1 protein-coding gene is annotated in these 1,901 nt (G+C 41.0%); it reads right to left on the bottom strand.

Going from position 1 to position 1,901, the window contains the following annotated elements; genetic code table 11:
* Positions 1 to 1,901 (bottom strand): mucin-binding protein (locus ACTHPI_RS09570; protein ID WP_445353880.1); only part of this gene is annotated, 1,901 nt, incomplete at both ends.

Below are 1,901 nucleotides of genomic sequence, written 5' to 3'. Positions count from 1 at the left end.
AAGTCTTGCCATCTGCACTGACTTTTCCGTAGCCTACAAAGTTGCCGTTATTATCAGTGATACGATCACGGTGAAGAGTTACCTTTTGAGTCTGTGGCTTAGCCAAACTGCTTGGGATATCTTGACCAGTCACACTGTCTTTGTAAGTGATGGTACGAGTTACATCCTTGGTTTCATCAGTTGCCTTATAAGTAGTTACTGGTGTTTGTGGTGTATGACGGTAAGTTACAGTAATGTCTTGGAACTTGCTATCTGGCAAGACACTAGTTGATGAAACTGTTGGCACATCTACACTGTCAAACTTCTTGCCGTCCTTGTCTTGAACACTGGCTGGAGTTTGTGAATCAACTTGGTCAAAGCTTGCGCTGTTTGGCATCCAAGCACGACTTGCATCTTGAGTATCTGCCTTGCCATCGTTATCAGTGTCGTACCCTACGATCTTGCCAGTTACCTTATCAACGATCGCATGCTTAGTGAAAGTTACACTTTGAGTATAGTCACTCTTGCCATCTGGAGCACCATTTACTGCAGTAATTGTGCCATCATCGTTTACACCTACATAGTGGATGTTACGAGTTACAGTCTTTTCAAGGTCTTCTTTAGTCAAACCATCTGGATACTTAGGACCTTCTGGGTCATCTGGGTTGACTGGATCAGTTGGCTTCTTAGGATCATCTGGAGTTACTGGAACATAAGTATGGTCATAGTAAACATTAATTACTTGATCCTTAGTATTGCCGTCAACTGTCTCGTGATCGACCTTTTCTTTATCAGGAGCAGTATAACCATGACTTGATAGATCAGGTGACTTAACTTCTGCCCATGACTTGTCATCAGTTGTCCAATCATCACTTGGAGTAAATGTCTTGCCATCTTCAGAAATAGTTCCGTGACCAACTACCTTGTTATTGTTGTCTAAAACTACTTGACGAGTGATCTTAGCAGTTTGAGTAGTTGGATTGTCCTTGATCAAGTCTGCTGGGATCTTTTCTCCAGTTTGCTTGTCATAGTAGTTGATCGTTCTAGTGACAGTCTTTTCTTCTGGAGTAGATGCATAGTGGTAAGTAGTATCAGCTGGTTTCAAGCTGTAGATAACATTAACTGTTAAATCATTTGCATTATCTGGAGCTGATACTTCATACTTCTTAACGCTACCGCTGCCACCATCGTATTCCTTCTTATCTACATGGTTAAAGATGTAGTCATTACTATTGAATTCAATGTTTGGACGCTCTTGAGTTGAAGCAAATTCATAACTGTTACCATCAGTAGTCTTGCCATCAACTGTCTTAGTCCAAGTAATGCCCTTTGATTGGTCTTCAAGCGGAGTTAAATCATCAGCTGACTTGACAAACTTGTTAGTTACCTTGTCAATGATGCCGCTACCCTTGAATTCAACAGTTTCTGTCTTAGAATCTGCGATCTTGTTTCCTTGTTCATCAAGGTAGTTGATCGTACGAGTAACTGTCTTATCAAGGTCGCTCTTGGCATATCCTGCACCTGGATGGTCTGGATCTACTGGAGTTGTATCATGAACTAAGTAAATAGTGAAGTCTTGGCTCTTTGAAGCATCATTATCAAATACTGGGAACTTGATGCTGTCTTGAGTATCGCCAATTGAGCTATTGTCGGCATCATTTACAGCACTATCAAACTTATATCCAGCATTGATAAAGGTATCTACCAAACTCTTCTCACTTGGGAAGGAGATCTGAGTGCCGCTGTTGCCATCAGATGTCAAACCATCGATCAAAGTCTTGTTAGCAGTCTTATCAACGATCTTCAAACTTGCATGTTGGGTATCTGGAGCTTGAGGTGTGTAGATAACATTAATTATTTGGTTTTGACCAGCAACAGGCTTGTTAAAGCTTATATTAGCGTAATCTGGAGTATAGCCTTTG

Source organism: Lactobacillus sp. PSON, assembly GCF_052615405.1.
Note: the sequence above shows the minus strand (reverse complement) of the source record. Positions and strands in the feature narration are given on the sequence as shown.